The organism is Streptomyces sp. NPDC031466 (assembly GCF_055581265.1).
The window spans coordinates 56483-81484 of the sequence record NZ_JBVIJT010000003.1 but is presented as its reverse complement, the minus strand read 5'-3'; the positions used below and the strand labels follow the sequence as shown (position 1 = coordinate 81484).

General features: G+C 71.9%; 22 protein-coding genes. 7 read left to right on the top strand and 15 right to left on the bottom strand.

From position 1 onward, the window contains the following. Positions 1 to 2: 2 nt before the first annotated feature. Positions 3 to 623, bottom strand: a complete 621-nt coding sequence (locus tag ACZ5GP_RS06545) for a TetR/AcrR family transcriptional regulator (protein WP_468749727.1) — start codon at positions 621 to 623, stop codon at positions 3 to 5. 48 nt (positions 624 to 671) lie between these two features. Between ACZ5GP_RS06545 and ACZ5GP_RS06540 the strand changes: the two genes are divergently transcribed. Beyond that, on the top strand, positions 672 to 1220 hold the full coding sequence (locus tag ACZ5GP_RS06540; RefSeq protein ID WP_468749726.1) for a GNAT family N-acetyltransferase: 549 nt from the start codon (positions 672 to 674) through the stop codon (positions 1218 to 1220). A gap of 130 nt (positions 1221 to 1350) precedes the next feature. Then, entirely contained in the window at positions 1351 to 3696 is a 2346-nt protein-coding gene (locus ACZ5GP_RS06535; RefSeq protein WP_468749725.1) for an Orn/Lys/Arg family decarboxylase, read from the top strand. On the opposite strand, the gene hydA is transcribed toward ACZ5GP_RS06535, so the two are convergent. From hydA to ACZ5GP_RS06510, 5 genes are all read right to left on the bottom strand, one after another. Continuing rightward, complete coding sequence (gene hydA, locus ACZ5GP_RS06530) at positions 3681 to 5072, bottom strand: dihydropyrimidinase (protein ID WP_468749724.1); 1392 nt, start codon at positions 5070 to 5072, stop codon at positions 3681 to 3683. The two genes, ACZ5GP_RS06535 and hydA, sit on opposite strands and share 16 nt — an antisense overlap. A gap of 73 nt (positions 5073 to 5145) precedes the next feature. Then, positions 5146 to 6429 carry an aspartate aminotransferase family protein gene (locus ACZ5GP_RS06525; RefSeq protein WP_468749723.1) on the bottom strand — a complete coding sequence of 428 codons (1284 nt, stop codon included), beginning with the start codon at positions 6427 to 6429 and terminating at the stop codon, positions 5146 to 5148. Beyond that, the gene (locus ACZ5GP_RS06520) at positions 6426 to 7268 is read right to left on the bottom strand and encodes a nitrilase-related carbon-nitrogen hydrolase (protein ID WP_468749722.1); all 843 of its coding nucleotides are present in this window, start codon (positions 7266 to 7268) and stop codon (positions 6426 to 6428) included. Before ACZ5GP_RS06520 ends, ACZ5GP_RS06525 begins: the two co-directional genes overlap by 4 nt. Before the next feature lie 195 nt (positions 7269 to 7463). Further along, entirely contained in the window at positions 7464 to 8684 is a 1221-nt protein-coding gene (locus tag ACZ5GP_RS06515) for a hypothetical protein (protein ID WP_468749721.1), read from the bottom strand. A 175-nt stretch (positions 8685 to 8859) separates the two neighbouring features. Next, positions 8860 to 9111, bottom strand: a complete 252-nt coding sequence (locus ACZ5GP_RS06510; protein ID WP_358590449.1) for a helix-turn-helix domain-containing protein — start codon at positions 9109 to 9111, stop codon at positions 8860 to 8862. A 46-nt stretch (positions 9112 to 9157) separates the two neighbouring features. Here ACZ5GP_RS06510 and map point away from each other — a divergent pair, with 46 nt between their 5' ends. Then, positions 9158 to 9925, top strand: a complete 768-nt coding sequence (gene map / locus ACZ5GP_RS06505) for a type I methionyl aminopeptidase (RefSeq protein ID WP_468749720.1) — start codon at positions 9158 to 9160, stop codon at positions 9923 to 9925. Between the two features lie 130 nt (positions 9926 to 10055). Here map and ggt read toward each other — a convergent pair whose 3' ends face one another. Beyond that, positions 10056 to 11870 carry a gamma-glutamyltransferase gene (ggt, locus tag ACZ5GP_RS06500; RefSeq protein WP_468749719.1) on the bottom strand — a complete coding sequence of 605 codons (1815 nt, stop codon included), beginning with the start codon at positions 11868 to 11870 and terminating at the stop codon, positions 10056 to 10058. A 104-nt stretch (positions 11871 to 11974) separates the two neighbouring features. Between ggt and ACZ5GP_RS06495 the strand changes: the two genes are divergently transcribed. The 3 genes from ACZ5GP_RS06495 to ACZ5GP_RS06485 all read left to right on the top strand — a co-directional run bounded on the left by ACZ5GP_RS06495 (position 11975) and on the right by ACZ5GP_RS06485 (position 15763). Next, the gene (locus ACZ5GP_RS06495; protein WP_468749718.1) at positions 11975 to 12727 is read left to right on the top strand and encodes a hypothetical protein; all 753 of its coding nucleotides are present in this window, start codon (positions 11975 to 11977) and stop codon (positions 12725 to 12727) included. A gap of 133 nt (positions 12728 to 12860) precedes the next feature. Continuing rightward, positions 12861 to 14054, top strand: coding sequence for a L,D-transpeptidase (locus ACZ5GP_RS06490; RefSeq protein ID WP_468749717.1), 1194 nt, complete (start codon positions 12861 to 12863; stop codon positions 14052 to 14054). Between the two features lie 113 nt (positions 14055 to 14167). Beyond that, on the top strand, positions 14168 to 15763 hold the full coding sequence (locus ACZ5GP_RS06485; RefSeq protein ID WP_468749716.1) for an alpha/beta fold hydrolase: 1596 nt from the start codon (positions 14168 to 14170) through the stop codon (positions 15761 to 15763). A 32-nt stretch (positions 15764 to 15795) separates the two neighbouring features. On the opposite strand, the gene ACZ5GP_RS06480 is transcribed toward ACZ5GP_RS06485, so the two are convergent. The 5 genes from ACZ5GP_RS06480 to ACZ5GP_RS06460 form a co-directional block, all read right to left on the bottom strand. After that, the gene (locus ACZ5GP_RS06480) at positions 15796 to 16665 is read right to left on the bottom strand and encodes an amino acid ABC transporter permease (RefSeq protein ID WP_468749715.1); all 870 of its coding nucleotides are present in this window, start codon (positions 16663 to 16665) and stop codon (positions 15796 to 15798) included. Further along, the gene (locus tag ACZ5GP_RS06475; RefSeq protein WP_468749714.1) at positions 16662 to 17306 is read right to left on the bottom strand and encodes an amino acid ABC transporter permease; all 645 of its coding nucleotides are present in this window, start codon (positions 17304 to 17306) and stop codon (positions 16662 to 16664) included. Before ACZ5GP_RS06475 ends, ACZ5GP_RS06480 begins: the two co-directional genes overlap by 4 nt. 9 nt (positions 17307 to 17315) lie before the next feature. After that, positions 17316 to 18221, bottom strand: a complete 906-nt coding sequence (locus ACZ5GP_RS06470) for a glutamate ABC transporter substrate-binding protein (protein ID WP_468749713.1) — start codon at positions 18219 to 18221, stop codon at positions 17316 to 17318. A gap of 29 nt (positions 18222 to 18250) precedes the next feature. Then, positions 18251 to 18994 carry an amino acid ABC transporter ATP-binding protein gene (locus ACZ5GP_RS06465; protein ID WP_468749712.1) on the bottom strand — a complete coding sequence of 248 codons (744 nt, stop codon included), beginning with the start codon at positions 18992 to 18994 and terminating at the stop codon, positions 18251 to 18253. A gap of 114 nt (positions 18995 to 19108) precedes the next feature. Next, entirely contained in the window at positions 19109 to 19552 is a 444-nt protein-coding gene (locus ACZ5GP_RS06460) for a DUF6278 family protein (RefSeq protein ID WP_468749711.1), read from the bottom strand. A gap of 283 nt (positions 19553 to 19835) precedes the next feature. On the opposite strand from ACZ5GP_RS06460, the gene ACZ5GP_RS06455 reads away from it, so the two are divergent. Further along, positions 19836 to 21704, top strand: a complete 1869-nt coding sequence (locus tag ACZ5GP_RS06455) for a GDSL-type esterase/lipase family protein (protein WP_468749710.1) — start codon at positions 19836 to 19838, stop codon at positions 21702 to 21704. A 6-nt stretch (positions 21705 to 21710) separates the two neighbouring features. Here ACZ5GP_RS06455 and ACZ5GP_RS06450 read toward each other — a convergent pair whose 3' ends face one another. The 3 genes from ACZ5GP_RS06450 to pcaDC form a co-directional block, all read right to left on the bottom strand. Then, positions 21711 to 22490: an exodeoxyribonuclease III gene (locus ACZ5GP_RS06450; RefSeq protein ID WP_468749709.1), complete on the bottom strand. Its 780-nt coding sequence runs from the start codon at positions 22488 to 22490 to the stop codon at positions 21711 to 21713. Positions 22491 to 22520: 30 nt separating this feature from the next. Then, positions 22521 to 23153: an MBL fold metallo-hydrolase gene (locus ACZ5GP_RS06445; RefSeq protein ID WP_468750141.1), complete on the bottom strand. Its 633-nt coding sequence runs from the start codon at positions 23151 to 23153 to the stop codon at positions 22521 to 22523. Between the two features lie 63 nt (positions 23154 to 23216). Next, positions 23217 to 24527 carry a bifunctional 3-oxoadipate enol-lactonase/4-carboxymuconolactone decarboxylase PcaDC gene (pcaDC, locus tag ACZ5GP_RS06440; protein ID WP_468749708.1) on the bottom strand — a complete coding sequence of 437 codons (1311 nt, stop codon included), beginning with the start codon at positions 24525 to 24527 and terminating at the stop codon, positions 23217 to 23219. Positions 24528 to 25002 lie beyond the last annotated feature (475 nt).

Sequence of the window (25002 nt, the reverse complement as noted above, 5' to 3'; positions counted from 1 at the left end):
GGTCAGCCGCCGGGTCGCCCGCCCGGTGGGACGCCGTGCACGGCAGTGAGCGCGGCCAGGTGCGCGTCGAGGAGTTCGACCTGGCGGGACGGCGGGAACGCCGGGGGGTCGAGCAGCGACTGCACCACCAGGCCGAGCACGAACGCCTGGGCGCCGGCGGCGATGCGCGCCGGGTCCCCGGGGGCCAGTTCACCGAGCCGCTGGGCCTGCTCGACCAGGTCGCGCAGCTTCTCGCGGCCCCGCGCGTACCTGCGGGCGTGGCCGGCGCTCAGCTCGGGGTCGGCGAGCGCGGTGTCCCAGGAGGAGACCCAGACGCGGTTGCTGTCGGTGGCCGCGTCCGTCAGCGGCAGGATGTCGAGGAGCGCGGCCCGTACGGCGGCCAGGCCCTGCCCCGCCGTACGCCGGGGGCGGGCGGCGGTGCGCCGGTCCAGCAGGTCCAGGGCGTGGGCGACCAGGTCGCGCTTGGTGCGGAAGTAGTGGGTGAGCAGGCCGGTGCTCGCGCCGAGTTCGGCGGCGACGGCGCGCATCGTCAGCCCGCCGAAGCCGTGCGCGGCCAGCACCCGCCACACCGCCTCGGAGACGTCGCGACGGCGGGCCTCGTGATCGCCCTTGGTACGTGGCATGCTGCTACGGTACATAACCGTAACGCTTGTTGTGTGAATGGGGTCCCGATGTTCTCCCTCCCGCTGCGGGGCGACGCCCACCTGCGCCCTCTGGAGATATGGCATGCCGAGGAGTTCGCCGCCCACCTGGACCGGGCGCGCGAGCACATCCGGCCCTGGGTGGGGAGCGCCTTCGTGGCCACCGGTGTGGACGGCGCCCGGGACACCCTGCGCCGGTACGCCGAACGGCAGGCCGCCGACGGCGCCCGCCTCTACGGCATCTGGCGGGAGGGCACCCTGGTCGGCGGCGTGTTGTTCGTGTCCTTCGACGCGGCGGCCGGCACCTGCGAGGTGGGCTGCTGGCTGGAACCGGCCGCCGAGGGCCGCGGCCTGGTCACGCCGGCGTGCCGGGCCCTGCTGGAGTGGGCGTTCACCGACCGCGGCCTGCACCGCGCGGAGTGGCGCTGCCGCGGCGACAACATCCGCAGCGCGGCGGTCGCCGAGCGCCTGGGCATGACCCTGGAGGGGGTGCAGCGCGAGGCCTGGCCCTACGAGGGCACGCGCCACGACAAGCAGAACTGGGCGGTCCTCGCCGCCGAATGGCCCCCCTCCGCCTGATCCCCGGTCGGCCGGTCGGGGGCCGCCTTTCCCTCCATAGGGTGGTTCGGCCCCCGCCCGGCGAGCCGCCTCGACGCGGGCCGCGGAGACTGGGCGGGGCGTCGCCGTACGCCCGGAAAAGAGGGGCGCCATGCCCGACAACGTGGTTCTCGTCGCCGTGCCCGAGCACCCTCGGGACGACGGCGCGGGCGTGGGCCAGCTGGCCAGGGTCCGTGACGCGCTCGCGTCCCAGGGTTTCGACGTGCGCCGGGTGGCCGGCGCCCGGGACGCCGAGGCGGTGCTCCGGACCGAGGCGGGCCTCGCCGCCGCGCTGGTGGCCTGGGACCTGCCCGCGGGGCCCGGCACGGACGGCCCGGGCGAGGACGGGGCCACCGGTGGCGCCGAGGTCCTGCGGCGCATCGGCCGGCGCTTCACCGGTCTGCCGGTCTTCCTCGTCATGGCGGACGAGGGCCTGCGTGAGCTGCCGCTGTGGGTCTCGCAGTCCGTGGTGGGGTACGTGTGGCCGCTGGAGGACACCCCGGGATTTGTCGCCGGGCGGATCGCGACCGCCGCCCGCGCCTACCGGGAAGCGCTCCTGCCGCCGTTCTTCAAGGCGATGCGCCACTTCGACGACGCGCACGAGTACTCCTGGCACACCCCGGCGCACTCCGGCGGCGTCGCCTTCCTGAAGTCACCGGTGGGACGGGCCTTCCACGACTACTTCGGCGAACGCCTCCTGCGCAGCGACCTGTCGATCTCGGTGGAGGAACTGGGGTCGCTGTTCGAACACACCGGCCCGATCGGCGAGGCCGAGCGCAACGCGGCCCGGGTGTTCGGCTCCGACCTCACCTACTTCGTGCTGCACGGCGACTCCACGTGCAACCGCCTGGTCGGCCACTTCAGCGTCACCCGCGACGAGGTCGCCCTGGTCGACCGCAACTGCCACAAGTCCGTGCTGCACGGCCTCGTCGTCTCCGGCGCCCGGCCGGTGTTCCTGATCCCCACGCGCAACGGCTACGGCCTCGCCGGGCCACTGCCCCCGGCCGAGATCGCCGCCGGCTCCGTGGCCGCGCGGATCGCCACGAACCCCCTCACCCGCGACCTGCGGACCCCGGACTGCCAGTACGCGGTGTTCACCAACTCCACCTACGACGGCCTGTGTTACGACGCCGCGACAGCCGCCAGGTCCTTCGCCGCCAGCACGCCCCGGCTGCACTTCGACGAGGCGTGGTTCGCCCACGCCCGCTTCCACCCGCTGTACGCCGGGCGGTACGGCATGTCGGTGGACCAGGAGAGCTTCCCCGGCCCCGAACGGCCCACCGTCTTCGCCACCCAGTCCACGCACAAGCTGCTGGCGGCGCTCTCGCAGGGCGCCATGGTGCACGTCAGGCCCGCGCCCCGGGCGCCCGTGGAGCACGACCGGTTCAACGAGGCCCTGATGATGCACGGCACGACCTCGCCGCTGTACCCGATGATCGCCTCCCTGGACGTGGCCACCGCGATGATGGACGGGGCGCAGGGACACTGGCTGGTCGACGAGGCGGTGAGCGAGGCGGTCCGCTTCCGTCAGGAGATGGTGCGCATCGGCCGCCGGATCCAGGCCGCCGGGGACCGGCCGCCCTGGTTCTTCGGCGTGTGGCAGCCCGGGACGGTGACGGATCCGGCCGGCGGCGCGCCGATGCCCTTCGACGAGGCGCCGGCCGATCTGCTGCGCACCGAACCCTCCTGCTGGCGGCTCGAACCGGGTGCGGACTGGCACGGCTTCCCGGGCCTGACCGACGGCTACTGCCTGCTCGACCCCATCAAGGTCACCCTGACCTGCCCGGGGATCGACGCCACCGGCCACATGGGCGACTGGGGCATCCCCGCCCGCGTGCTCACCGCCTACCTCGCCCAGCGCGACATCGTCGTGGAGAAGACCGACAGCTACACCACCCTGGTCCTGTTCTCCATGGGCATCACCAAGGGCAAGTGGGGCACGCTGCTCGACGCCCTGATGGACTTCAAGGCCCTCTACGACGAGGACACCCCGCTCGACCGGGTGCTGCCGGAGCTCGTCGCCGCACACCGGCGCCGGTACGCGGGCCTGACCCTGCGGGGGCTGTGCCAGGAGATGCACGACCAGCTGCGCTCGGCACGCCTGGTCGCCCTGCTGGACGACGCCTTCCAGCAACTGCCCGAGCCCGTCGCCCCGCCGCAGTGGTGCTACCAGCGGCTCGTCCGCGGCGGCACCGAACGCGTCCGGCTGGCCGACGCGGCCCACCGGGTCGCCGCCGCCATGGTCACCGTCACCCCGCCGGGCATCCCGGTGCTGATGCCGGGCGAGAGCGTCGGCGACCCGGGCGGCGCCCTGCTGCGCTATCTCACCGCCCTGGAGACGTTCGACCGCCGCTTCCCGGGCTTTCGCAGCGAGACCCACGGGGTGACGGTCGACCCCGACACCGGCGACTATCTGATCGAGTGCCTGCTCCCCCAGGAGGTTCAGCCCACGTACTGACAGGTGGAGCGCGGCGTGTACACGCCGTGCCCGGCCCGGCCCGTGTAGGCGCGGCGGTCGATGACGACCTCGCCGCGCGAGAGGACCGTCTCCACCTGTCCCATGACCCTCCTGCCCTCGTAGGCCGAGTAGTCCACGTTCATGTGGTGGGTCTCGGCGGAGATGACCTGTTCGGCATGCGGGTCGTAGATCACGATGTCGGCGTCGGAGCCCGGGGCGATGGTGCCCTTCTTGGGATAGAGGCCGAACATCCGGGCCGGGGCGGCGCAGGCGATCTCGATCCAGCGGCGGCGGCCGATGTGCCCGTCGACGACGGCCTGGTGCAGCAGGTCCATGCGGTTCTCCACGCCCGGCAGACCGTTGGGGATCTTGGAGAAGTCGCCTCGTCCCAGCTCCTTCTGCCCGGTGAAGCAGAAGGGGCAGTGGTCGGTGGAGACCACCTGGAGGTCGTTGGTGCGCAGGCCCCGCCACAGGGCCGCCTGATGCTCGCGCGGCCTCAGCGGCGTGCTGCACACGTACTTGGCGCCCTCGAAACCGGGCTCCGCGAGGTTGTCGGTGGACAGGAAGAGGTACTGGGGGCAGGTCTCGCCGAAGACGTCCAGGCCCTTGTCGCGGGCGGCGGCGATCTCGGCGACGGCCTCCTCGGCGGAGACGTGGACGACGTACAGCGGGGCTCCGGCGACCCGGGCGAGCTGGATCGCACGGTGCGTGGCCTCCGCCTCGAGCAGCACCTTGCGCACCTCGCCGTGGTGGCGGGGGTCTCTCTCGCCGCGGGCCAGCGCCTGTTCGACCAGGACGTCGATGGCGATGCCGTTCTCGGCGTGCATCATGATCAGTCCGCCGTTCACCGACGCCCGCTGCATGGCCCGCAGGATCTGGCCGTCGTCCGAGTAGAAGACCCCCGGATACGCCATGAACAGCTTGAACGAGCTGACGCCTTCCTCCACGAGGCGGTCCATCTCCTTGAGCGACCGCTCGTCGACGTCGGAGAGGATCATGTGGAAGGCGTAGTCGATGGCGCACTTGCCGTCGGCCTTGGCGAACCAGGCGTCGAGCCCTTCGCGCGGGCTGCGGCCGACGCTCTGGACGGCGAAGTCGACGATGGTGGTCGTCCCGCCCCACGCGGCCGCCCTCGTGCCCGTCTCGAACGAGTCCGCAGCGAACGTTCCGCCGAAGGGCAGCTCCATGTGCGTGTGCGCGTCGACACCGCCCGGGATCACGTACTTCTGCGCGGCGTCGATGACCCGCTCGGCGGTCCACCGCTGAGTTCCCGGCAGCGCCATGGCCACCACCCGGCCGTGCTCGACCAGCACGTCCGCGTGCACTTCCTCGGCGGCGGTGATCACCAGGCCGCCGGAGATGAGAGTCCGAGTCATACGCGAGCAGTCCCTTCACGTCGTGTCCGGCGAAGAGCACGGTCGACCGGCGGGCCGGCAGCCGGGCGGTGAACTAGGCGCTGTGCAGGGCCTGTTCGAGGATCGCGGCACCTTCTTCCGCCTCCGCGACGGTCAGCGACAGGGGTGGGGCGACGCGCAGCACGCTGGTGTTGTGGCCGCCTCCCTTGCCGATGAGCAGACCGCCCTCGCGGGCCGCTTCGAGGACGGCGGCCGCCGCCCGCTGGTTCGGCCGGTCGGTGCCGGGCTCGACCAGTTCGATGCCGATCATCAGGCCGCGCCCGCGCACCTCGCGCACGACGGGCAGTTGGGCGCAGATCGCCCGAACCCGCTCGATCAGCAGGCCGCCGACGCGCCGCGCGTTGCCCTGGAGGTCGTGCTCCAGGAGGTACGTGAGGTTGGCGAGACCCGCCGCCATGGTGACCGGGGAGCCGCCGAACGTCGAGATGGAGTTGGCGTCCAGGGAGTTCATGACCTCGGCCCGGGCGACGACACCGCCGATCGACATGCCGTTGCCGATGCCCTTGGCGAAGGTCAGCATGTCCGGCGGGCCGCTTGCCGCGTGGGCCTGCCAGCCCCAGAAGTGCTCGCCCGTGCGGCCCCAGCCGGTCTGCACCTCGTCGGAGATCCACAGGATGCCGTGCTCGGCCAGGACCTCGCGGAACGCCGCGTACAGCCCGTCGGGGGGTGAGGTGAAGCCGCCCACGCCCTGGATCGGCTCGGCGATCAGCGCCGCCACTCCCCCGCGCGCCTGTCCGAGCATGTCCCGCAGGTCGGCGACGCAGGCCTCGGTGAACTCGGCGTCACCCAGTCCGGCGTAGGGCCCCCGGCTGCGGACGCCCCCGTGCACGTACAGCGTCTGGAGCGGCGAGAGGCTGGTCGGGGACCACGACTGGTTGCCGGTGATGCCGACGGACGTGAACGAGCGCCCGTGGTAGCTGTTGCGCATCGCCAGGATCTGGTTGGAGCGGCGGTGGGCGGTGGCGAGCAGCAGGGCCGCGTCGTTGGCCTCGGTCCCGGAGGTCGTGAAGAAGACGCGGGCGTCGGGGATGCCGGACAGCGCCGCGACGCGCTCGGCGAGTTCGACCATCGGCCGGTTCAGGTAGAGCGTGGAGGAGTGGATGAGCCGGCCGGCCTGCTCGCTCACCGCCTTGGTGACCTCGGGCAGGGCGTGCGCGGTCATGGTGGTGAGGATGCCGCCGAAGAAGTCGAGGTACTTCCTGCCGTCGGCGCCCCACACGTGGCGGCCCTCGCCGTGGGTCAGTTCGAGGGGCCGCTGGTAGTAGAGCGCGAGCCACTCGGGCAGCACCGCCCGGTGGCGGTCGTACAGTTCACTCACGGCCGTACCAGCCCTTCATAGGCGTCGGGGCGTCGGTCCCGGTAGAACGCCCACTGTTGGCGCACCTCTTCGATGAGCCCGAGGTCGAGGTCCCTGATCACGAGTTCCTCCGCCTTGTCGCTCGCGGGTTCCCCGACGAACCGGCCGCGCGGGTCGACGAAGTAGGAGGTTCCGTAGAAGTCGTTGTCGCCGTACTCCTCCTGGCCCACGCGGTTGATCGCGGCGACGAAGTACTCGTTGGCGACGGCCGCCGCGGGCTGCTCCAGCTGCCACAGGTGCGCGGAGAGACCGCGGTGGGTGGCGGAGGGGTTGTAGACGATCTGCGCGCCGTTCAGGCCGAGTTGGCGCCAGCCCTCGGGGAAGTGGCGGTCGTAGCAGATGTAGACGCCGACCTTGCCGACGGCGGTGTCGAAGACGGGCCAGCCGAGGTTGCCCGGCTTGAAGTAGTACTTCTCCCAGAATCCCTTGACCTGGGGGATGTGGTGCTTGCGGTACTTGCCGAGGTAGCCGCCGTCGGCGTCGATCACGGCGGCGGTGTTGTAGTAGAACCCGGACTGCTCGACCTCGAAGACGGGGACGACGATCACCATGCCGGTCTCGCGGGCGAGGGCCTGCATGCGGGTGACGGTGGGGCCGTCCGGTACGGGCTCCGCCCAGCGGTAGTGCTCGGGCTCCTGGACCTGGCAGAAGTAGGGGGCGTTGAAGACCTCTTGGAACCCGATGACCTGCGCGCCCCGGCGGGCCGCCTCGCGGGCGTGCTCCTCGTGTTTGGCGATCATGGATTCGGTGTCGCCCGTCCAGGTCGCCTGGACTAGTGCGGCGCGTACGACGCTGACCATGAGCTGCTCCTTCACTGCCCCGGGAGGACGTGTCCTCCCGGCCTTGAGAAGACGTCAGAGAGCTTCTACGCCCGTAGATTCGGTACGTGGGCCAGGAGAACGTAAGCCCGTGGCGACGGGCTGAGCAAGACCATCGTCACCGACCGGCGGAGTCGATCACGTTTCGTACCCGTGCGGACGAGACGGGCGCGGGCGTCAGGCGGTGAACCCCGCCACGCGCAGGGCGTGCACGAGGTCCCAGTGGTGCGCCTCGGAGACCGCGCGGGCCGTCTCCAGGAGCAGCGGCACGAGGCGCTCGGGGTCGGTGTGCGCGCAGCGGGCCGCGTCCTCGGGGGTGCGGACGCGGACGTAGGAGTCGAGGAGCGCGCGGGCCTCGCGTTCGCGGCCCGCGTCGATCAGCGCGAGGAGTGCCTCGGCGATCTCGGGGGCGGGACGGGTCACGCCCTGGCGCAGCAGCGTGCGGCAGTCGTCGGCGCGGCCCGCGCCGGCGAGCGCGTCCGCCAGGGCGACCAGCCGGTCGGGCGGGAGCGAGGCGGCCTCCCACAGGAGGGTCGCCCAGTCGGCGGCGAGGCCGGCGTGGTCCAGCTCCTCGGCGAGCTGCGGCAGGTCGGCCGCGGGCCAGGCCGCCGCCTCCGCGAGGACGGCGTGTGCCTCGCCGGTGCGGCCCTCACGGCGCAGGCGCAGGAGGGTCTGGGCGATCCCGTCCTCTTCCGGGGGGAGGTCGGTGGCCGGCGCTTCGTCCGAGGGAACCTCGACGGCCCGCCAGTCGTGCCCCGAGGGAAGGTCGGGGGACCCCTGGTGGACCCGCGCGGCGGCGTCCTCCGGGCGGAGGCCGGGGCGCAGCCCGTGGAGGTGCGAGGCGCGGTCCTCGGCCGAGGGGAGGTCGGGGGCGTGCCACGCGGAGCGTTCCACCGCGTCCAGGCGGGCCAGCCGCTCCTGGAGTTCCACGCAGCGGGCGGTCGCCCGTTCATGGTCGTCCCGCACCCACGCCAGGTCGAGGTTGACGCGGTCGGCCTCCTCGGGGCCGGTGGCCTCGGCCAGTTGGCGGCTCAGTTCCGCCTGGCGCTCCAGGGCGAGCCGTTGCTCCCCGAGCATCGCGTCGAGCCGGGCGCGGAGCAGGTCGCGGGCGCCGGGCCGGGTGTCGTACGCGGTGAGCGAGGCGCGGTGCAGGATGCGGGCCCGGTCGGTCTCCCGCTGGTCCTCGGGGGTGCCCCGGTCCGCCGCCAGATCGTGGAGCAGCGCCTGCACCACGTCCCAGGGCGGCACTTCCGTGCCCTCCAAGCAGGCCCGCATGCCGTCCGGGTCGCGGTGCCAGAACACGCCGCACCAGCCGGTGGACTGGTCGAGCCGCCCCACCAGCTCCCGCAAGTACCTCGCGAACTCCCCCACCTGGTCCGGGAGTTGTCCCACTGTCATCAGTTCAGCACCGCCCCGTGGAGACCTGGAGTCTTCCGGTCCGGAAGATAACACCTGTCGTGTCACGGGACGGCTACACGCAGTTTTCCATGATAGTTCTCACGCCTCACGAGGCCCAGAGGGTCCAGAGGGCGTACGGAGATCATGGGGAGGGCGGGTGCGCCGGGGAGCCGCCCTACGCCGGCGCCGGCTCGCACCGCACGACCAGCTCGTCCAGCGAGAGACCCAGCACGGTGGCCAGCGCCGCCACGGTGAACAGCGCCGGCGTCGGCGCCCGGCCCGTCTCGATCTTCCGCAGGGTCTCCGCGGAGAGCCCCGCCTCCGCGGCCACGGAGACCATGCTTCGCGCGCCCCGCGCGTCCCGCAGCAGCCGCCCGAGCCGCTCGCCGCGCTCGCGCTCTTCGGGGGTCAAGGGTGTCCGCACCATGCGGCCATCGTACGGCCCCCATTTAAATACCGGTATAGTAATGGGCATGGTGGAACTCAAGACGGAACAATCGATCGACGCGATGCGTGAAGCGGGCCGCGTCGTGGCACAGGCGCTGACGGCGGTCCGGGAGGCCGCCGCGGTCGGCGTGTCCCTGCTCGACCTCGACGCGACCGCGCACGCCGTGCTCCGCGAGGCCGGCGCCTCCTCGCCCTTCCTCGGCTACCGCCCGGACTTCGCGCCGGTCCCCTTCCCCGCCGTCCTGTGCACCTCGGTGAACGACGCGATCGTGCACGGCGTCCCGACGGCGTACCGGCTGCGCGACGGCGACCTGGTCTCCGTCGACTTCGGCGCGCAGCTCGACGGCTGGGCCGGCGACTCGGCGATCAGCTTCACGGTGGGGACCCCGCGCCCGGAGGACCTGCGCCTCATCGAAACGGCGGAGCGCGCTCTGGAGGCGGGCATCGCCGCGGCGGTGGTCGGCAACCGCATCGGTGACATCGCGCACGCCATCGGCACCGTCTGCCGCGCGGCGGGGTACGGCATCCCCGAGGGGTTCGGCGGGCACGGCATCGGACGCCGCATGCACGAGGACCCGGGCGTGCCGAACGAGGGCCGCCCCGGCCGCGGCATGCCGCTGCGGCCCGGCATGGCGCTGGCCATCGAGCCGATGGTGATCGCGGGCGGCGGAGACGACTACCACCCGGCGCCGGACGGCTGGACGCTGCGCACGAACGACGGCAGCCGCGCGGCCCACGCCGAGCACACCGTCGCGATCACCGAGGACGGACCGAGGATCCTCACGGCCCTGTGACCCCCGGGCCGTGCTGCGGGGCCCGGGGTCGTGCGCCGAGGGCCGAGGGCTGTGAGCCGGGGGCCGTGCGCGGTGGGCCCAGGGCCGTGCGCCGGGGGCCTCGGCCGTGCGAGGCCCCGGCGCGCGGCGGTCACTCGGAGGGGTGCACCACCATCGCCGAGCCGCCGCCCCTGCGCTCCTTCTCCGCCGCCGCCAGCCACTTCCCGCCGGGCAGCCGCTGCACGCCCGTCGCCGCCCCGATCTCGGGGTTGCGCTTGAAGGAGTGGCCGAGCGCCTCCAGGGAGGTGCGCAGCCCGCTGTCCCACAGGCCCGGTTCCAGCTCGGTCTGCGCGGCGTTGCGCTGGCTCGCGCGCGGCGCGGCGATCGCCTCGACCAGGGGCAGGCCCCGGTCGACGAAGCCCGTCAGGGTCTGCAGCACGGTGGTGATGATCGTCGCGCCGCCCGGCGAGCCGAGCGCCACCACCGGCTTGCCGTTCTTCAGCACGATGGTCGGCGCGATCGAGGAGCGCGGGCGCTTGCCCGGGCCCGGCAGGTTCGGGTCGTGCACCGCTGGGTCGGCGGGCGCGAAGGAGAAGTCCGTCAGTTCGTTGTTGAGCAGGAAGCCGCGCCCCGGCACCGTGATGCCGCTGCCGCCCGTCGACTCGATGGTGAGGGTGTAGGCGACGACGTCGCCCCACTTGTCGGCCACCGTGAGGTGCGTGGTGTTCTCGCCCTCGTACGTCGTGGGGGCCGCCTTGTCCGCCGTCGCGCACGCGCGGGGTCGGCGCGGGTCACCGGGCGCGAGCGGGCTCTTGAGCACCGCGTCGTCCTTGATGAGGCACTCGCGGCTGTCGGCGAACCGCTGCGAGAGGAGTTCCTTGGCCGGTACGTCCTCGAAGGCGGGGTCGCCGACCCAGCGGCCCCGGTCGGCGAACGCGACGCGGCTGGCCTCGATGTAACGGTGCAGGTACTTCTTCTTGGAGGCCTTCGACAGGTCGGTGCGCTCCAGGATGTTCAGCGCCTCACCGACGGTCGTGCCCCCGGACGACGAGGGCGCCATGGAGTAGACGTCCAGCCCGCGGTAGGTGGTCCTCGTGGGCTCCTGCCGCTTCACGCCGTACGAGGCGAGGTCCCGCAGGGAGAGGTCGCCGGGCCGGACGACGCGGCCGGACGCCGGGTCCACGGGCGGCTTGTTGACGGTGCGCACGAAGTCCTTGGCGAGCTTGCCGTGGTACAGGGCGCCCACCCCCTTGCGGCCCAACTCCTCGTAGGTGCGGGCCAGGTCGGGGTTCTTGAAGGTGGAGCCGACCACCGGGAGCTTCCCGCCGGGCAGGAACAGCTTCGCCGAGGCGGGGAAGTCCCTGAACCGCTTCTCGTTCGCCTCGGTCTGCGAACGGAAGGTCGCGTCGACCTCGAAGCCGTCGCGCGCGAGGCGCTCGGCGGGCTTCAGGAGCGTGCCGAGCTTCTGGGTGCCCCAGGCGTCCAGCGCCGACTGCCAGGTGGCGGGGGTGCCCGGCGTACCGACGCCGAGGCCGCTGGTGACCGCGTCCGCGAAGGGGATCGGCCTGCCGTTCTCCAGGAACAGCCCGGAGTCTGCGGTGCGCGGGGCCGTCTCGCGGCCGTCGATGGTGCTCACCTTGTGGGTGCTGGCGTCGTAGTGGACGAAGTACCCACCGCCGCCGACCCCCGCCGAGTACGGCTCGGTGACGCCGAGCGCGGCGGCGGTGGCGACGGCCGCGTCCACGGCGTTGCCGCCCTTGCGCAGGACCTCGATGCCGGCGGCCGAGGCGTCCGGGTCGACGCTGGCGACCGCGCCGCCGTACCCGACGGCGACCGGCGCCTTCTTCGGGACCGCCGGGGTGTGTTCCGCCGAACGCGTGGGCGAAGGGGGCGTGGCGGCACCGACCGACACCAATACCCCTCCGACCGCCAATAGCGTCAGATTACGTGCGACAGCGCGACGCATTCGTACCTCCAGTCAACAGCCGTCCGCGCAGCGTAACTTCGCGCGCGCCCTTCCGTCAGGACCGCCTCGAACACTGCTCCGAAAGGCCGCTAGCATGCGCCCCCATGACTGAAGAGGTGCGCGATATCGTCCTCGGCCTCCTCGCCGTCGGCGTCGGTGCCGTCCTCGGCTGGCTCGCGCGCGGCCGGCTGCGAAAGCGCGGGCTCCGCCGCGAACAGGCCTTCTTCGGGCTGCCCGACAACGCCGAGTCGCTGCTCGTGGTCAACCGCGACGCGGGCGGCGGTGAGCTGATGGTGGTGCGCCACGACGTGTCCGCGCTCCTGGAGCTGGCCGCCGTCGTCAAGGAGTGCGGGGCGCACTTCCAGGTGGTCGCGCACGACGCGGCCCAGCAGAGCTTCGGCGAGCGCACCGAGTTCTGCGTGGGCAACCCGGTGGCCCACCGCCGGATGGCGGCCCACCTGCACTCGCTGCTGCCGGGCGTACGGGTGAACGCCGAGCCGGAGCCGGTCCCCGACCGGGGAGCGTTCCAGATCGGCGCCGAGCGCTACCGCCTGGAGGCCGGCCTGACGGAGTACGTCATCCTCGCGCGGCTCACCGCCGACCGGGGCGGTGACGCGCGTCCCGTCTTCCTCCTGTGCGGTCAGCGCGCGGTCACGAGCCAGGCGGCCGCCCGCTATCTGGCCCGCCACCACGAGAAGCTGGCGCGCAAGCACGGCGGCCGCTCCTTCGTGCTGCTCCTGAAGGTCGTCAACTCCCAGGCCTACGGACCGGACGTCGTCGAGCTGGTCGGGGACGTGACGCACGCCGCCCAAACCCCTCTGGCCGCCCCGGCCCGCGCCTCCCATCGCGGCAAGTGACACCCCCCGCACGGACCGTCGATCCCGCAAGGGCCATCTGTGACCTAGTAGTCAATTTCCGGACATGGGGCAACCCGTCCCCGCTCCGTGGCCTCTTTCGGTGCGGTCCACATTCGCATGGAGGTACGTTTCCTTGTCCCCGCAGAGCTCTTCGAGCCGCCGCCACCCCCTTCGCACCCGCCACGCGGCTGCCGCGGGCCTCGCGGCGCTCGCCGCCGCCCTGACCGCCTGCTCGGGCGGCAGCGGCTCGTCCGGTGGCGACGAGGCCGCCGAGAAGCCGAGGATCTCGGTGAACCTCACGGGGCGGCAGGCCGAGGCGGGCGCCCCGGTGACCGTGCAGCTGGCCGAGGGCAGGCTGAAGCAGGTGACCGTCACCGACGCCAAGGGCGCGAAGCTGCCCGGCGAGGTCTCGGCGAACGGCACCACGTGGACGTCGCGGCGCGTGGCGGCGCCCGGCACCGCCTACCGGGTCGAGGCGGTCGGTGACGGGGGCGGCAGCGCGAAGGCGTCCTTCGGGACGGCCGCGCCCGAGAAGGTCAACAAGGTGACGCTGGCCCCGGGCAAGGGCACCACCGTCGGCATCGCCCAGCCCCTGTCGATCACCTTCGACCACCCGGTGCGCAACAAGGCCGAGGTCGAGAAGCAGCTGAAGGTGACGACCTCGAACGGCACCACCGGCTCCTGGGGCTGGATCAAGAACTACGACGGCAAGGACCGCGTCGACTGGCGCCCCAAGGAGTACTGGAAGTCCGGCACGGAGGTGAAGCTGGACGCCCGGCTCAGCGGCGTCGACTCCGGTGGCGACGACTGGTTCGTCCGCGACTACGCCACCCGCTTCACCGTCGGCGGGAGCCAGGTGGTGAAGGTGAACCTGGACAGCAAGACCACGACGCTGGTGCGGGACGGCCGGACGGTCAGGTCGCTCCCGATGTCGGCGGGCACCCCCGGCGGCGAGAAGGCCTCCTGGGGCGGCACGTCCGTCCTGATGTCCAAGGAGGGCACCATCAACATGCGCTCCGAGACCGTGGGCCTCTCGGGCAGCGACAGCTACGACAAGATGGTCGACTACTCGATGCGGCTGACCTGGTCGGGCATGTACGCGCACGCCGCGCCCTGGAACGTCGCGTACTTCGGCAACACCAACCACAGCTCCGGCTGCGTCGGCATGAGCACCGGGGACGCGGGCTGGCTCTACCGCGAGGTGCGGCCGGGCGACCCCTTCGAGGTCACCGGCAGCGGCTCCAAGGGCATTCCGGACCCGGGCAACGGCTACGGCGAGTGGAACATCCCCTGGTCCGACTGGCAGGCCAAGAGCGCCTTGAGCTGACGGTACGTCCGTCAACAATCGTTACCGGGGCGTAACTTACCGACGGGTTACCCCCGGTAAAGCCCTGCGGTTACCGTCGGGTCACTTTGCACCGTCCAAGTGAGGAGTGACCCGTGGGACTGCCGCACCATGCCTTGCGTACGACCACCGTGGGAGCCGTGTCGGCGGCCCTCGTCGCCGGGGCCGGCCTCGGTCTCGCCCCGGCGGCCCAGGCGGCGCCGGCCGCCGCGCCGCGGGCCGCGAGCTCCGCCGACGTACGCTTCGTCGACATCCCCGGCGACGGCGGCACGATCCTCAAGGCGAACGTCTTCACGCCGAACGACGCGCGGCCCGGCGGGAGGTACCCCGCGATCGTGCTGCCCACCAGCTGGGCCATGCCGCAGATCGAGTACGTCGCCCAGGCCCAGAAACTGGCCGACTCCGGCTATGTCGTGGTCAGTTACAACTCACGCGGCTTCTGGCAGTCCGGCGGCGAGATCGAGACCGCGGGCCCGAAGGACCTCGCCGACGCCTCCAAGGTCATCGACTGGACGCTGGCGAACACCCCGGCCGACCCGTCGAAGGTCGGCATGGCGGGCGTCTCCTACGGCGCGGGCATCAGCCTGCTGGCCGCCGGGCACGACAAGCGGATCAAGGCCGTCGCCGCGCTGAGCGGCTGGGCCGACCTGATCGACTCGATCTACAGCGGGCGCACCCAGCACGCCCAGGCCGCCGCCCTCCTCGGCGGCGCGGGCGCCCTCACCGGCCGTCCGAGCGCCGAACTCCAGCAGACGCTCAAGGACTTCCTCGCCTCCAACCTGGACAAGGAGGACGAGATGATCGCCTGGGGCGCCAAGCGCTCCCCCGTGACCCGGCTTGACCAGATCAACGACAACGGCGCGGCCATCATGCTCGGCAACGCCTGGGGCGACACGCTCTTCCCGCCCAACCAGTACGCCGAGTTCTACGAGCGGCTGACCGGACCCAAGCGCCTGGAGTTCCGGCCCGGCGACCACGCGACGGCCGAGGCGACCGGCCTGCTCGGCCTGCCCAACGACACCTGGACCTCCACCCGGCGCTGGTTCGACCACTACCTCAAGGGTGAGGCCAACGGCATCGACGAGGAGCAGCCCGTCCAGCTCAAGTCCCGTTCCACGGGTGGCTACGAGGGCTACCCGGACTGGAAGTCGGTGGGCCCCACCCGCGCCAAGATCGCCATGGCGGGCTCCACCACGATCCGTACGAACGTCGACTCGGGCGCCAACGGCGGCCTCGCGATCCTGTCCAACGCCCTGGACCAGTTCCTGAAGATCCCGCCGACCGCGTCGGTGCCGCTGCTGCCGCGCCGCTACACGGGCGTGTGGCAGTCGGAGCGGTACTCCTCCACGCAGCGGGTGCGCGGGACGGCGAAGGTGCACACCACGCTCACCGGCACCGAGGAGAGCGGCACCCTCGTCGCGTACCTCTACGACGTGGGCCCGCTCGGCCTCGGCAAGCTGGTCAGCAACGCGCCGTACACCTTCCACGGCAAGACGCCCGGCAAGCCGTTCGGCGTGGACCTGGAGCTGTTCTCCACGGCCTACGACGTACCGGCGGGCCACCGGCTCGCCCTGGTCGTCGACACGGTCGACCCGCTCTACATCGAGCACAACCCGTCCGGCGCGCAGCTGACCTTCTCCTCACCGGAGGCGGACCCGTCATACGTGTCCGTCCCCCTGCGCGAGCAGTGATCTCCGGCTGCTGCCGGGTGGGCCTGCCTTCGCTACCGCCCGCCGGGCAGCAGCGTCCCTGGTTCGGCCGGCGCGACTTCCGCGGCCTCCGTCTTGGGATTGCGCCGCTGACGCTTGGACACCCACTGGGCGAACCACGACAGCAGCATGCACATCCCGATGTAGACAGGTGAGATCACCATGACCACGGGGATGAAGGGCAAATCGTAGTCGAGATTCGACGCGATCAGTTTCCCGGCGTGGAGGAACTCCTCGTAGGTGATCAGAAAGCCGAGCGAGGTGTCCTTGAGGGCCACCACCAACTGGCTGATGATGGCGGGCAGCATGGCGCGCAGGGCCTGGGGCACGAGGACGTGGGCCATGACCTGGGTCTTGCGCATGCCGAGCGCGTACGCGGCCTCCTTCTGGCCGCGCTCCATGGAGTTGACACCGGAACGGAAGACCTCGGCGAGGACCGAACCGTTGTAGAGCGTGAGCCCGGTGACGAGCGCGGGCAGCGGCTGCACCTTCAGCGCCACGAACACGAAGAAGATCATCACCAGGACGGGCATCGCGCGGAAGAACTCCACGAGGACGGTGGCCGCCCAGCGCACGGGCCGGTGGTCCGAGAGCCGGCCCATGGCGAGCAGCCCGCCGAGCGCGAGCGCGAGCACCGCAGAGATCGCGAACGCCTTGAGCGTGTTGCCGAGCCCCCGCAGGAGCAGTTCCTGGATGCCCTGGTACTCGAAGGGCGTCCACTTGGTGGAGGTGAACTGGTCGGTGTCGAACAGCAGATACACGAGCCAGCCCACGAGGGCGAGCACGGCCAGGGTGGAGAGCGCCCCGTAGAGCTTGTGCCGCCGTACCGTCTTCGGGCCCGGGAAGTCGTACAGGGCGGTGGAGTCGTGGGTGAGGGCTTTCATCGGGCGACTCCCCAGCGCTTTTCGAGGACATTGAAGATCGCGCTGATGGCGAGGGTGATGATGAGGTAGCCGAGGGCGATCCAGACGAACGTCCAGATGATGTTGTAGCCCAGCTCGTTGAGCGTCTTGTACGTGCCGAGCAGTTCGGTGACGCTGAAGGCGCCCGCGATCGCGGAGTTCTTGGCGAGCGCGATGAGGTTGGAGCCGACCGGCGCGATGACGGCCCGGAAGGCCTGGGGCAGGACCACCGTCGACAGGGTCTGCCCGAAGGACATCCCAAGGCTCCGCGCCGCCTCGCCCTGCCCCTTGGGCACGGTGTTGATGCCCGAGCGCAGCGCCTCGCAGATGAAGGCGGAGGTGTAGCAGCCGAGGGCGAGGACCGCGAACACCTTGAAGGGCAGCACGAGCCCGAAGCGCGGCAGGCCGAGCAGCACGGCGAAGAACAGCAGGGTGAGCGGCGTGTTGCGCAGGACCGTCACCCAGACCGTGCCGAAGGCGCGGAAGGAGCCGATGGGCGCGACGCGGAAGGAGGCCATCAGGAAGCCGAGCACGAGGGCCAGGAGCGAGGCGTAGACGGTCAGTTCGACGGTGCCGAGGAAGCCGTCGCCGAACGTGGAGAAGTTGTCTGTCAGTACGTCCACGGGGCCTCCTCAGTTCGCCGGGTAGCGGTCGATGGCGGGCGGCTTCGGTGCCGGTACTCCGGAGAGCCCGAGCGTGGCGTCGTAGGCCTTCTTCCAGTCGCCGTTCTTCTCGCCGGCGGCGAGGGCGTCGTCGACGGCGAGGCGCAGCGCGTTGTCGCGCCGGGGCACCCCGATGCCGTACGGCTCCTTCGAGAACGGCTTGCCGACCACCTTGAGTTCGTCGGGCACCTTGGCCGCGTAGCCGATCAGGATGGCGTCGTCGGTGGTGACGGCGTCGACCTGATAGGTCAGCAGGTTGTCGACGCAGACGGAGTAGGTGTCGTAGGCGACGAGGTCGGCCTTCGGGTAGTCCTGCTGGATGCGCTGGTAGGGGGTGGACCCGGCCGCCGAGCAGACGCGTTTGCCGTCGAGGTCGCGTGGCCCCGTGATGTCCTTCTCGTCGTGCCGCACGAGCAGGCCCTGGCCGGCCAGGTAGTACGGGCCGCCGAAGCCGACGAGCTTCTTGCGGTTGTCGTTGATGGTGTAGGTGCCGACGTAGAAGTCGATCTGCCCGTTCTGCAGGGCGGTCTCGCGGTTGGCCGAGGCGATGGTCCTGAACTCGATGCGCCGGGGGTCGAGGCCGAGCGACGCGGAGATCATCTTGGCGATCTCGATGTCGAAGCCGGAGTAGGTGCCCGTCGCGGGGTCCTTCTCGCCGAGGTAGGGCTGGTCCTCCTTGGCGCCGACGATGAACCGGCCCCGGCTCTTGGCCTTGCGCCAGGTCGACGACTGGGACAGCTCGAAGCCGGCCGCCACCCGGTACTCGGGGAGTTTCCCGGCCGCGGGGCCCTTCGTCGGCGGGCTGCCCTCCTTGCCGCAGGCGGCGCAGGCGAGTGCGGCGAGGACGAGTGCGGCCGCGAGCCGGGCCGTGCGCATGGTGTGTCTCTTCACGAGCGTCGCCCCCGTCAGTGCTTGAGGATCTTGGAGAGGAAGTCCCTGGCGCGTTCGCTCTCCGGGTGCGTGAAGAAGTCCTCCGGGGCCCGGTCCTCGACGACGCGGCCGTCGGACATGAAGACGACGCGGTTGGCGGCGGAGCGGGCGAAGCCCATCTCGTGGGTGACGACGACCATGGTCATGCCCTCGCGGGCCAGCTGCTGCATGACTTCCAGGACCTCGTTGATCATCTCGGGGTCGAGGGCCGAAGTCGGCTCGTCGAAGAGCAGGGCCTTGGGGTCCATGGCCAGCGCGCGGGCGATGGCGACGCGCTGCTGCTGGCCGCCGGAGAGCTGCGCGGGGTACTTGTCGGCGTGGGCGGACAGGCCCACGCGCTCCAGGAGTTCACGGGAGCGGCGGTCCGCCTCGTCCTTCTTGCGGCCCCGCACCTTGGTCTGGGCCAGCGAGACGTTCTGCAGAACGGTCTTGTGCGCGAAGAGGTTGAAGGACTGGAAGACCATGCCGACCTCGGTGCGGAGCCGGGCGAGCGCCTTGCCCTCGTCGGGCAGGGGCCTGCCGTCCAGCCTGATCTCCCCGGACTGGATCGTCTCCAGCCTGTTGATCGTCCGACACAGTGTGGATTTGCCCGACCCCGACGGGCCGATGACCACGACCACCTCCCCCTTGCCGACGGTGAGGTTGATGTCCTGGAGGACATGCAGCTCTCCGTAGTACTTGTTCACATCGCGCAGTTCGATCAACGGATCGACGGCCATGGCGAGACCTGCCCACTCTCAGCTGTGTACGTCCGCGCAAACTATCCACGTGAAAACGGGACCTAATGGACGACACGCATGTATGGGCATTAACCGTATTTGCGGCAACTGCGGTTAGGTCTCGGAGGCCTCGGAGTAGATCTGCGACAGCTCGGGCGCCCCCTGCACCGCCCAGTCGAGCCCCGCCTCGACGACCGGGATGTCCCGTCCGGACCTCAGCCGCACGACGGGGCTGCCGCCGGGCCACACGTGCCAGACGGCGCCCGGCACGGTGCGCACCACGACCGTCCCCAGGTACAGCCCGGCGTCGTTGCCGAGCCAGGGCAGCAGTTCCGGGTCGTCGCGCCAGCGGGGCAGCAGCTGGTCGAGGGCGGTCAGGGATGCCGGGGAGTCGTCCAGTTCGAGGCCGGCCGCGGCCGCCTGGGACCGCAGCAGCTCACACTCCGAGAACAGTTCGGCCACGGCGTCCGGGTTCCGCGCGAAGGCCGCCGCGAGCCCGTCGGCCGGGTCCGCCGCCACGTGCCGACGGCGCCACTTGGCGAGGAACGGAATGTTCATGATCGGCCTCTCCGTCGAGTGGCGCCACCGGTCGCGCGGTCGGACGCTGCCGCTGTGGTGTCCCAAAGGTAACCGGCATCAGTTGATCACGAAATCCTCCCATTCACCCTTCGGGGGCCGCCGGGTGGACCACCTGCGGGCACCACGGGGCGGGAGACGACGGCGGGTGATGACCGGACGTCACATGAAGCGGGCGGGCCGCGTGTTCGCATGCCCCGTGCGACGAGTTCGCGTCGTGTTCCCGCCCCGCTCATTGACGCGCCTCCGACGCCTCCTTAGCTTCATGGCGCATCCGTCATCACCCTCGGGAGGGCCCGTCGTGCGCCGACACAGCTGGGGAACGGCCGCCGTGCTCGCCCTGCTCGCGGGTGCCGTGCCCGTGGCGTCGGCGCGCACCACGGCCACTCCGCCCCGGCCGCTCCCCCTGGAGCGGCTCTTCGACAACAGGGCGGTCAGCGACGACGCCCGGCCCGGCGCCGCCGACTTCGACGGGGCGGGCGGCTCCCTCTCGGCGCGGGACCTGCGGGCCGCGGGCTGGACCCCCGGCCGCTCCCTGGACGTCGATGGGGCGCGACTCGCCCGGCCGCGCACCCGGCCGGGCGAACGGGACAACGTCCGGGCCGACGGCCAGTCGGTGCGGGTGCGCGGCCGGGGCGATGCCCTCGCCTTCCTGGTCACGGGCACCGGCGGCACGGCGAGTGGCACCGGGACGGTGCGTTACCGGGACGGCTCGCTCAGCCGCTATCGGCTCACCGCACCGGACTGGCGTTCGGGCCCGCTCGCCACGAAGACCGTCGCCCTGCCGCACATCAACACACCGGGCGGGCAGCTCGCCGAGAAGGCACGGCTGTACGTGGTGACCGTGCCGCTCGTCCGGGGGCGCGAGGTGGCCTCCGTCACCCTGCCGCCCGACCCGGGCACCCCTGACCTGCACGTGTTCGCCCTTTCGGTGCGGGCGCGGACCAAGGGGTGGACCGGCAGTTGGTCGGCGGCGAGCGCCGGGTACACGGCGGTGGGGCCCTGGAGCGACCGCACCGTACGGCTCGTCGTCCACACCAGCGCGGGCGGACCCCGGGTGCGCGTCCGGCTGGACAACACCTTCGCGGCGGCCCCGGTACGGATCGGCGCCGCGACCGTGGCGGTGCAGCGGGCCGGGGCCACGGCCACGGGCGTACCGCGGCGGCTCTCCTTCCGGGGCCGGGCGGGCACCGAGATCCCGGCGGGCGCCCAGGCGGTCAGCGATCCGCTCGACTTCCGGGTGCCCGCGGACACGAACCTGCTGGTCAGCTTCCATCTGCCCGGTCCGGTGGCGACGGCGCCCGTGCACAGCCAGGCCGTCCAGCGCTCGTACGTCAGCGGGCCGGGCGACCACGCGGCGGACACCTCCCCGGCCGCGTACACCTCGACGATCACGACGTGGCCGCTGCTCACCGGTGTCGACGTGGGCGGCGGACCCGGTTCCGTGGTACTCCTCGGCGACTCCATCACCGACGGCGTGAAGTCGACGCAGGACGCCAACCGCCGCTGGCCCAACATCCTCGCCACCCGGCTCCTGAACCAGTCGGAGGTCCCGCGCTACGGCGTCCTCAACCAGGGGATCTCGGCCAACCGCGTGGTCGCCGACCGCTATCCCGGCGACGGCGTCTCCACCGACACGGGCGGGGTCAGCGCCCTGCACCGCCTCGACCGCGACGTCCTCGCGCAGACGTCGGCGCGCACGGTCGTGGTCTTCGAAGGGGTCAACGACGTGCGCTGGGGGGCCTCGGCGCGGGAGGTGATCGCGGGCCTGCGGGAGATCGCGGAGCGTTCCCGGGCCAGGGGGCTGCGGGTGGTGGCGGCGACGATCGCGCCCTGCGAGGGCGAGTCGCTCTGCACGGCGGCAGCGAACACCCGGCGGGAGGCGGTCAACGCGTACCTCCGTGGCGGCGGGGACTTCGACGCCGTGCTCGACTTCGACGAGGTGCTGCGCGACCCCGCGCACCCGGCGCGGCTGCTCCCCTCCTATGACAGCGGGGACCATCTGCATCCGGGGGACGCGGGGCTCGCGGCGCTCGCGGACTCGGTGGACCTGCGCCTGCTGGGGCCTCTCTTGCGGATCAGGCCGGACGCCGCGAGCCCGGCGAGATCCGCAAGAGAGGCCCTGTTGCCCTGAGGGGGCTCAGACGTCCAGGTCGACCACCACCGGCGCGTGGTCGGAGGCGCCCTTGCCCTTGCGCTCCTCGCGGTCCACGTACGAGTCGGTGACGGCCTTAGCGAACGGCTCGTTGCCGTACACGAGGTCGATGCGCATGCCCTTGTTCTTCGGGAAGCAGAGCTGGCGGTAGTCCCAGTACGTGTACGGGTGGTCGTACTTCAGGGGGCGCGGCACGATGTCGGTCAGGCCCGTCTCGCGCAGGGAGGCGAGGGCGGCGCGCTCGGCCGGGGTGACGTGCGTGGCGCCGACGAAGAGCGCCGGGTCCCACACGTCGTCGTCGGTCGGCGCGACGTTGAAGTCGCCGAGGACGGCGAACGGGCGCGAGCCGCCCGCGTCCCCGGCGACAGCGGCCTTCAGGGCCTCGAACCACTGGAGCTTGTAGGCGTAGTGGGCGTGGTCGACCTCGCGGCCGTTCGGCACGTACACCGACCAGAGGCGGACCGGGCCGCAGGTGGCGGAGACGGCGCGGGGCTCGTCCGCGCCCTCGTACCCGGGGTCGCCCGGCATGCCCCTGACGATGTCCTCCAGGCCGACCCGCGAGATCAGCGCGACGCCGTTCCACCGGCCGGTGGCGTGGACCGCCGACTCGTAGCCCAGCTCACGCAGCTCGGCGGCCGGGAAGCCTTCGGCCGTCGTCTTGGTCTCCTGGACGCACAGCACGTCCGTGCCGGTGCTCTCCAGCCAGGCCAGGAGCCTGGGCAGCCGAGCGGTGATCGAGTTCACGTTCCAGGTCGCGATGCGCATGCCTCACAACCTACCGGCCGCCACCGACAGTCAGAGTTCGGCCGTCTCCCCCGGCGTCAGGCGCAGGTGCTCGGCACCGCCCAGGGACCCGATCAGGTTGTCGTAGACGGGCCGGGCGAGGTCGGTGAGGAGCCCGTCGTGGATGTCGTAGGCGCGCTGCGGCCTGACCTCCCGTACGTAGTCGATCACCTCGGAGATCTTGCTCCAGGGCGCCATGACCGGGAGCAGCAGTGTGTGCACGGGCTGGTCGGGGACGGTCAGGGCGTCGCCGGGGTGGAACACCGAGCCCTCGACGAGGTACCCCACGTTGGTGATGCGCGGGATGTCCGGGTGGATCACGGCGTGCAGCTCGCCGTGCACCTGGACGTCGAACCCGGCGGCCGTGAAGGTGTCGCCGTGCCCGACGGTGTGCACGCGGCCCGGGAAGACGGCCGTGAGCTGGTCCGCGACCGACTTCAGCGTCCAGATCTCGGTGTCGGGGCGGGCCTCCATGGCGGTGCGCAGCCGGCCCTCGTGGAAGTGGTCGGCGTGCTCGTGGGTGACCAGGATCGCGTCGGCGCCGAGGGCCGCGTCGTCCTCGCTGTAGCCGCCCGGGTCGATGACCAGCGTGCGTCCGTCCTTTTCGAGATGCACGCACGCGTGGGACTTCTTCGTGAAGGTCATGCGCTTCGCGCGCGAGGGAGAGCTGTCCGCGGTGTTCGTCATGCCAGTCATCCCCCCATCCTGCTACTCCGGAGGCGTGGTTTCCTCACGGATCACGGCCTGGGCGACCTTGAAGGCCGAATTCGCCGCGGGAACACCGCAGTAGACGGCGGCCTGGAGCAGCACTTCCTTGATCTCGGCCGGGGTGAGGCCGTTGCGCAGGGCGGCACGCGTGTGGAAGGCCAGCTCGTCGAGGTGGCCGCCGGCGACGAGGGCGGTGAGGGTGACGCAGCTGCGGGAGCGGCGGTCCAGACCCGGGCGGTTCCACACCTCGCCCCAGGCGTAGCGGGTGATGAGTTCCTGGAAGTCGCCGGAGAAGTCGTCGGCGGCGGCCAGCGCCCGGTCCACGTGGGCGTCGCCGAGCACCTCCCGGCGGACCTTGAGCCCCGCCTCGTACGGGTCGCTCCTGACCGGGCCGGCCACGGCCTCGGGCTGCTCCGGCGAGGCGATCTCCGCCAGGGGTGCCACGGGTGCCATGGGCGTCACGGGGGCCGCGGGCGGCGGAGTCGGGACGGGCTTGCCGAGCGGCGGTGTGATGATCGCCGTCTGCGTGTCCTGCCAGGCCGTGGAGAAGTGGCGCACGAGCAGGTCGGTGACGGCCGCGGGCTGCTCCACGGGCGCGAGATGCGAGGCGCCGGGCACGACGGCGAGCCGCGAGTCGGGTATCCCGGCGACGAGGGTGCGGGCCTCGCCCTGGCCGGTGACCTGGTCCTCCGAGCCGACGAGGACCAGCGTGGGTACGCCGATCCGGCCGAGCTCGGCGCGGACGTCGAAGGCGGCGAGGGCCTCGCAGGCCGCGATGTAGCAGCCGGGGTCGGTGGTGCGCACCATCTGCACGGCCCAGTCGGTGATCGCGGGCTGCGCGGCAGCGAATCCTGGCGTGAACCAGCGCTCGGGCGCGGAGCGGGCGATGGGGTCGAGGCCGTTGCTGCGCACGATCACGCCGCGCCGGCGGAACTCGTCGGCGGTGCCGAACCGCGGTGACGCGGCGATCAGCGCCAGCGAGGCGACCCGGTGCGGATGCCGCAGCGCCAGCTCGGCGCCGATGGCCCCGCCGAAGGCGCAACCGGCGTACCCGAAGCGCCGCACGCCCAGCTCGTCGAGGGTCGCGAGCAACCGCCCGGCCAGCTCCCCGACGGACCCGCACGGGTGTGCGGGGGCGCCGCCGTGCCCGGGCATGTCGAAACGGAAGACCCGCCAGTGCCGGGTCAGCTCGGGTATCTGGCGGTCCCACATGTGCCATGTGGTACCCAGTGAGGCACCAAGGATCAGGACCGGGGCGTCTTCTGGCCCGTCAAAGCGGTATTGCAGGGTGTTCATCGGTGTCTCACTCACGCCCCAGACCCTCTCATCCGTCACCCGCACTCCCTCATCCAGGTCTGCCCCGGCCCCGGCGCGCGGCCACGTACGCCCGGATGATCCGCGCCGACCACGCCCGCCGCAGCCTGCGCCCGCACGCCGAACGCCTGGCCCAGACCGCGCTCGCCCCGCCCCCCTTACCCAGCCCCCCTACCGCGAACCGTGCTGCCTCCGGCATCCGTCGGGGACACCGGCGAGGAAGCCCTCGACGAGGGACGCCTCCTGCTCGCCACGGCGACCGCGCACCCCGCCGAGACCAGCCAGATGCGCCGACTCGTACCCGAGGACTCCGCGCTCCCCCTGGACGCGGCACTGTGGCAGTGCCTCACCAACCCTCACTTCACGGCGGCGAAGCGGTCGATCCGAACGCGTACTCGGAGACGCGCAGTCCGGTCCGGTGGCCGAAGGTCGTGACCGCGTGAGGTGTCCTTGTGTGAGGGGCGAGAAGGCG